This is a genomic window from Lysobacter xanthus (assembly GCF_047159895.1).
This window is the reverse complement of sequence record NZ_BAAGAB020000035.1, coordinates 21,882-28,310: the sequence shown is the minus strand read 5'-3', so window position 1 is coordinate 28,310 and position 6,429 is coordinate 21,882. Positions and strand designations below refer to the sequence as shown.

At 69.3% G+C, this 6,429-nt stretch carries 7 protein-coding genes; 6 read left to right on the top strand and 1 reads right to left on the bottom strand.

Annotated elements, in window-relative coordinates:
- Positions 1 to 1,125, bottom strand: a 1,125-nt coding sequence (locus ACY35P_RS09865) for a sensor histidine kinase (protein WP_462115660.1), incomplete at its 3' end; no start/stop codon positions are given.
- A 136-nt stretch (positions 1,126 to 1,261) separates the two neighbouring features.
- On the opposite strand from ACY35P_RS09865, the gene ACY35P_RS09860 reads away from it, so the two are divergent.
- The 6 genes from ACY35P_RS09860 (at position 1,262) to ACY35P_RS09835 (ending at position 6,419) form a co-directional block, all read left to right on the top strand.
- Complete coding sequence (locus tag ACY35P_RS09860) at positions 1,262 to 1,864, top strand: GNAT family N-acetyltransferase (RefSeq protein WP_462115659.1); 603 nt, start codon at positions 1,262 to 1,264, stop codon at positions 1,862 to 1,864.
- Positions 1,861 to 2,628, top strand: coding sequence for a septum site-determining protein MinC (gene minC / locus ACY35P_RS09855; RefSeq protein WP_462115658.1), 768 nt, complete (start codon positions 1,861 to 1,863; stop codon positions 2,626 to 2,628). The genes ACY35P_RS09860 and minC overlap by 4 nt, the downstream gene beginning before the upstream one ends.
- 84 nt (positions 2,629 to 2,712) lie before the next feature.
- Complete coding sequence (minD, locus tag ACY35P_RS09850; protein ID WP_462115657.1) at positions 2,713 to 3,522, top strand: septum site-determining protein MinD; 810 nt, start codon at positions 2,713 to 2,715, stop codon at positions 3,520 to 3,522.
- 3 nt (positions 3,523 to 3,525) lie between these two features.
- Positions 3,526 to 3,786, top strand: coding sequence for a cell division topological specificity factor MinE (gene minE / locus ACY35P_RS09845; protein ID WP_462115656.1), 261 nt, complete (start codon positions 3,526 to 3,528; stop codon positions 3,784 to 3,786).
- Between the two features lie 55 nt (positions 3,787 to 3,841).
- On the top strand, positions 3,842 to 4,321 hold the full coding sequence (locus tag ACY35P_RS09840; RefSeq protein WP_462115655.1) for a hypothetical protein: 480 nt from the start codon (positions 3,842 to 3,844) through the stop codon (positions 4,319 to 4,321).
- A 76-nt stretch (positions 4,322 to 4,397) separates the two neighbouring features.
- Positions 4,398 to 6,419, top strand: a complete 2,022-nt coding sequence (locus ACY35P_RS09835) for a M2 family metallopeptidase (protein WP_462115654.1) — start codon at positions 4,398 to 4,400, stop codon at positions 6,417 to 6,419.
- Positions 6,420 to 6,429 lie beyond the last annotated feature (10 nt).

Here is a 6,429-nt window from a genome sequence, read left to right as displayed (position 1 = left end):
TCCCGTTCTGCGGAGGGTGCCGCCGTACTGCGCGAGCCGCTCGCGCATGCCGCGCAGGCCGTTGCCCGCCACGAGCAGGTCCGCGCCGCGGCCGTCGTCGCGCGCGGTCATCACGATGCTGCCAGCGTCGCGGCGCGCCTCGAGCCACAGGTGGCGCGCGCCGGAATGGCGAACCGCATTGGTGATGATCTCCTGCGTGCAGCGCAGCAGCACGTGCGCGCGCTCGGGGTCGTCGAGCGTGAGCGGGCTCTCGATGTCCATGCCGATGTCGAGCGACGGCACGTTCTCGGCGAGCGGACGCAGGGCCACCGACAGGTCCATCGCGCCGCCCTCGCGCAGCTGGCTCACCGCCTCGCGCACGTCGGTCAGCAGCAGGCGCGCGAGCGTGTGGGCCTGCGAGACGTGTTCCTTGACGCGGCCCTCGGAAAGGTGGCCCGCCACTTCGAGGTTGAGGCTCAACGCGGTGAGGTGGTGGCCCAGCAGGTCGTGCAGTTCGCGCGAGATGCGCGTGCGTTCGTTCACGCGCGCGCTCTCGGCCAGCAGCAACCGCGTGGCGCGCAGCTCGGCGTTGAGGCGGCGTTGTTCCTCGCGGGCCTGGGCCTGCTGCTTGGCGACCAGCGCGGTCACGAAGACGAAGCTTGAAAACCCGACGTAGACAAGCGACTGAATGACCGCGACAAGCGGGGGCATCTTGATCGCCCCGATGAAGACCGGGATGACGGCCAGATTGCCTAGCGCAAGCCAAACGATGCCGACGGGCAACGGCAACAGCCAAGGAAGCAGCCCGGCCAGCACCATGAGCAGGATGCTGCCCAAACCCGTGTCCGAAAAGTAGCTGACACCGAGCGCGCACGCAGTCAGCAGGAGCAGCATCGCGTGATCGGCGAGGTTTGGCTTTCGCGTGCCCAACGAGCGCGTGATCCACCAGTACCCCGCACCGAACGTGCCGTAGGCCGCTAGCCAGCGCCAGATCGTGACGTTCAGAAAGCCAGACTCGCCCGCGGATGCGAGTGCTTCCAGCACCCCCGGGTCGAGCCAGATCGACAAGAGCCAACACCCCACCATCGCCCACGTGGAGAGGCCGGCGTAGCGGAGCAGTCGGGTATGGTTCAGTTGGACGGGCATCGCCCCATCCTACGCCGGGCGGTCGCCGGCCCGCCCCGCCGGAAGTCATGGCCAGCGGCGCTGGCCGCGCGGGATCGCCGTGCGATAATCCCGCGCCGCGCCGCATGGCCGGCGGGACCTGCCGGAGCCGGAAAGAATGTCGATCGTCGTCCGCGACGTGCTGGAGCACGAGCTGGATTCCGTCCTAGCCCTCAACAACGCCGCCGGTCCCGCGATCCTTCCGCTGGATGCCCACCGCCTGCAGTACTTCTTCGAGCGCGCCGAGTACTTCCGCGTCGCCGAGCGCGACGGGTCGCTGGCGGGCTTCCTGATCGGCATGGGCGACGGCGCCGAGTACGACAGCTCGAACTTCCACTGGTTCCGCGAGCGCTACTCGGAGTTCTTCTACATCGACCGCGTGGTCGTCGCGAGCCGCCGCCGCGGCGGCGGCGTGGGCCGCGCGTTCTATGCCGATGCGCAGAGCTATGCCGAGCTGCGCTATCCGCAGATGGCCTGCGAGGTGCTGCTGCAGGGCGGCACCGACCCGGTGATGCTCTTCCACGGCACCTCCGGCTTCCACGAGGTCGGACAGAACGTGATGCCGGAGACGGGGCTGCGCGCCTCGATGCTGATGAAGTCGCTCTGCAGCTACGACTGGGTGCTCGCGACCTACGGCCACGACCTGCCGGCCGAGCCCTGGATCCACACCCCGCGCACGCAGCGCATCGAACGGGCGCGCGTCGCCGGAGGCCGTGCATGAGCGCCGCGATGGATTACGAGCCCGCGGGCGAATTGAAGATCGGCCAGGTCGGCATCGCCAACCTGCGCGTGCGCACCCTGGACGTCGACAAGCTCGCCGAGGAGATGCGCAGCCGCGTGCAACGCGCGCCGAACCTGTTCGCGCGCGCCGCCGTGGTGCTGGACTTCGGCGGCCTCAGCCGCACGCCCGATGTCGCCACCGCGCGGGCGCTGGTCGACGCCCTGCGCGATGCCGGCGTGCTGCCGGTGGCGCTGGCCTACGGCACGACGGAGATCGAGCGCCTGTCCGAGGAGCTGGGCCTGCCGCTGCTGGCGAAGTTCCGCGCGCAGTACGAACGCACCGACGGTGCGCCGGCCGAGCCGGCAGCGCCGGCCCGCCGCGAGCCGGCTCCGGCGCCCGCCGCGGCTCCGGTCGCGCCGCCGTCCGCCGCGCAACCCGGGCTGGTGCAGGCCGCACCGATCCGCTCGGGCCAGCAGGTCTACGCGGACCAGCGCGACCTCACCGTCCTGTCGGCCGTCGGCGCGGGCGCGGAAGTGATCGCCGACGGCTCGATCCACATCTACGGCGCGCTGCGCGGACGCGCGCTCGCCGGGGCGCAGGGCTTCGAGCAGGCACGCATCTTCTGCCGCGAATTCCATGCCGAACTCGTGGCGATCGCCGGGCACTACAAGGTGTCCGAGGACATCCCGGCCGCCCTGCTCGGCAAGCCCGTGCAGGTCTGGCTCGACGGCGACCAGCTCCGCATCGAGGCGCTGGACGCGTAAGCCGTCACACATCCGCATGCTTTGAGGCATGCTGTCGCCCGCACCGGCCGCGCCGTCGGGCATCGAATTCCGGAGGATCCCCAGTTGGCCGAAATCATCGTCGTCACGTCGGGCAAGGGTGGCGTGGGCAAGACCACCACCAGTGCCAGCCTCGCCTGCGGGCTCGCGCGCCGCGGCCACAAGGTCGCCGTCATCGACTTCGACGTCGGCCTGCGCAACCTCGACCTGATCATGGGCTGCGAGCGTCGCGTGGTGTACGACTTCGTCAACGTGGTGCATGGCGAAGCGACGCTGCGCCAGGCGCTCATCAAGGACAAGCGCTTCGAGAACCTGTTCGTGCTGGCGGCGAGCCAGACCCGTGACAAGGACGCGCTGACGAAGGAAGGCGTGCAGAAGGTGCTCGACGACCTGTCGGCCGACGGCTTCGACTACATCGTCTGCGACTCGCCGGCCGGCATCGAGAAGGGCGCGTTCCTCGCGATGTACTTCGCCGACCAGGCGGTCGTCGTGGTGAACCCCGAAGTCTCGTCGGTGCGCGACTCCGACCGCATCCTCGGCCTGCTGGCGTCGAAGACGCGCAAGGCGGAGGACGGCGGCCGCGTGAAGGAGCACCTGCTGCTCACGCGCTACAGCCCCAAGCGCGTCGAGACCGGCGAGATGCTGAGCATCGGCGACGTCGAGGAGATCCTCGGGCTCAAGGCCGTCGGCGTGATCCCCGAGTCCGGCGACGTGCTCAATGCCTCGAACAAGGGTGAGCCGGTCATCCTGGAGACGACGTCCGACGCCGCGCAGGCCTACGACGACGCCGTGGCGCGCCTGCTCGGCGACAGCCGCCCCATGCGCTTCGTCACCGCCGAGAAGAAGGGCTTCTTCGGCAAGCTCTTCGGAGGCTGATCCATGGGCATGTTCGATTTCCTGCTCGCCAAGAAGCCGACGGCGAACGTCGCGAAGGATCGCCTCCGCATCATCGTGGCGCACGAGCGCGCGACGCGCGGCGGCCCGGATTACCTGCCCATGCTGCAGCGCGAGCTGCTCGAGGTGATCCGCAAGTACATCGACGTCGACGTGGACGCGGTCAAGGTCGACCTGATCGGCGAAGGCGACAACAAGGTGCTCGACATCTCGGTCGCGCTGCCCGAGAACACCGGCCAGTCCTGACGGCCGCCCTCGCGCTCGATGCCCCCGCCCGCGGGGGCATTTTCGTATCCGGACCATGCTCACCCTCGCCGACATCGACTTCGACGCGGTCGCCACCCTGCTCGCCGGCTACGGGCTGGAGCTCGTGCGCGTGCCCGACGGCGCGCCCATCCCCGGTTCGTACTGGGGCGAGTGCGAGGCCGGGGTGATCGGCTCGACGGTGTACGCACGCGCCGACACGCCGGTGCATTCGCTGCTCCACGAGGCGTGCCATCTCATCGTGCTTCCCGCCGAGCGCCGCGCCGCGGTGCACACGGATGCGACCGACTCGATCGAGGAGGAGAACGCCGTCTGCGTGCTGCAGGCGCTGCTGGGCGATGCCCTGCCCGGCGTCGGTGCCGGTCGCGTGCTGGCCGACATGGACGCCTGGGGTTACACCTTCCGGCTCGGCTCGGCCCGCGCCTACGTCGAGCACGATGCCGCCGACGCCTGGGCCTGGCTCGACCGCGCGGGCCTGGCCGACCCGCGCACCCGGCGGCTGCGTCGATCCGGCTGAGCCGGCCGCGCCTTGCACGGCCGGTGGGCGGCCTCTAGCCTGCACGGACCGCAGCCGCCCCCGCCCGGAGTCCCGCATGAAACCCGTCCGCGCCCTGCTCGCGATGAGCATCGTCGCCGTCCTCGGCCTGTCCGCCTGCAAGGCGCCGCCGGGCACCGAGTCGACCTCGCCCGCATCGACCGCGGCCACGCCCGAGAACGAGACCGCCGACCAGTTCATCGCGCGCGTCAATGAGGAATACCGCGCCTCGTATCCCGAGCTGACCGCCGCGCAGTGGCTGTCGTCGACCTACATCAATGAGGACAGCGAACTCGTCTCCGCAAAGGCCAACGAGCGTTACCTCGCGCAGCTCAACCGCTGGATCGAGCAGTCGCGGAAGTTCGAAGGCCAGAAGATGTCGCCGGAAACCGCGCGCGCCATCCAGCTGCTCAAGCTGCAGGCCGCGATGCCGCCGCCGAAGGATCCGAAGAAGCTCGCCGAACTCACCGGCATCGCGACGCGCATGGAGGGCGCCTACGGCAAGGGCGAGTACTGCACGGGCGAGGGCCCGGCGAAGAGCTGCCGCCAGCTTGGCGATCTCGAGGAGGTGCTGGCCACCAACCGCGACTACGACGCGCAGCTCGACGCGTGGCAGGGCTGGCATTCGACCGCCGCCCCCCAGCGCAAGGACTACACGCGCTTCGTCTCGCTCATCAACGAAGGCGCGCGCGACCTCGGCTATGCCGACGCCGGCGAGCTGTGGCGTTCGGGCTACGACATGACGCCGGCCGAGCTGTCGGCCGAGACCGATCGCCTGTGGGGCCAGGTCAAGCCGCTCTACGAGCAGCTGCACTGCTACGCCGGCACCAAGCTCGACGCGAAGTACGGCGCGCAACGCGGCCACGTCGCCGGCCACATGCTGCCGGCGCACCTGATGGGCAACATGTGGCAGCAGGACTGGAGCAACCTCTGGGACCTGATGGCGCCCTACCCCGGCGCCGGCAGCCTCGACGTCAATTCCGCGCTGCAGGCGCAGTACCAGCGCAACCTCGCCGCCGAAAAGTCCAAGGCCGGTGCGACGGGCACGCCGTCGGCGATGGCGCAGGCCGAGCACGATGCGCTCGCGGCCACGGCCAAGCAGATGACCGAGCGCGCGCAGGACTTCTATGTCTCGCTCGGCATGCCCAAGCTGCCCGCGACGTACTGGGAGCGCGCGCAGATGATCAAGCCGCGCGACCGCGACGTGGTCTGCCATGCGTCCGCGTGGGACATGAACATGGCCGGCGACGTGCGCACGAAGATGTGCATCAAGCCGACCGAGGAAGACTTCACCACGATCTACCACGAGCTCGGCCACGTCTATTACTACCTGGCCTACAACAAGCTGCCACCGCTGTTCCAGGCCGGTGCGCATGACGGCTTCCACGAAGCGATCGGCGACACGATCGTGCTGTCGATGACGCCGTCGTACCTCAACACGATCGGCCTCGTCGAGCAGCCGCAGGTCAGCAACGAAGCTCTGATCAATGCGCAGATGCGCATGGCGCTGGCGAAGGTGTCGTTCCTGCCGTTCGGCCTGATGATCGACCGCTGGCGCTGGGGCGTGTTCGACGGCTCGATCAAGCCGGACCAGTACAACAAGGCGTGGTGGGACCTGAAGGCGAAGTACCAGGGCGTCGCCCCGCCCACGGCGCGTGGCGAGGAGTTCTTCGACGCCGGCGCGAAGTACCACGTGCCCGCGAACACGCCGTACACGCGCTACTTCCTCTCGCATGTCCTGCAGTTCCAGTTCTACAAGGCGCTGTGCGATGCATCGGACTTCAAGGGTCCGCTGTACGAGTGCAGCTTCTACGGCAATCCCGAAGCGGGCCGTCGCTACTGGGCGATGCTGTCGAAGGGCGCCGGCCAGCCTTGGCAGAAGACGCTGAAGGAGCTCACCGGCGGGGAGAAGATGGACGCCTCCGCGGTGCTCGAATACTTCGCGCCGCTGCAGCAGTGGCTCAAGCAGCAGAACGAGGGCAAGACCTGCGGCTGGCAGGCCGATGCGACGGCCGCCGCGCCTGCCGCTGCACCGGCGCGTCCCGCGGCTTCAGTGCCGACGACGCCCGCGAAGTCGTGATCCAGCGAAG

Bases quoted from the DNA above. Each gene is read 5' to 3' on its own strand.
- ACY35P_RS09860 (WP_462115659.1), top strand. From the start codon at position 1,262: ATGTCGATCGTCGTCCGCGACGTGCTGGAGCACGAGCTGGATTCCGTC.
- minC (WP_462115658.1), top strand. From the start codon at position 1,861: ATGAGCGCCGCGATGGATTACGAGCCCGCGGGCGAATTGAAGATCGGC.
- minE (WP_462115656.1), top strand. From the start codon at position 3,526: ATGGGCATGTTCGATTTCCTGCTCGCCAAGAAGCCGACGGCGAACGTC.
- ACY35P_RS09840 (WP_462115655.1), top strand. From the start codon at position 3,842: ATGCTCACCCTCGCCGACATCGACTTCGACGCGGTCGCCACCCTGCTC.
- ACY35P_RS09835 (WP_462115654.1), top strand. From the start codon at position 4,398: ATGAAACCCGTCCGCGCCCTGCTCGCGATGAGCATCGTCGCCGTCCTC.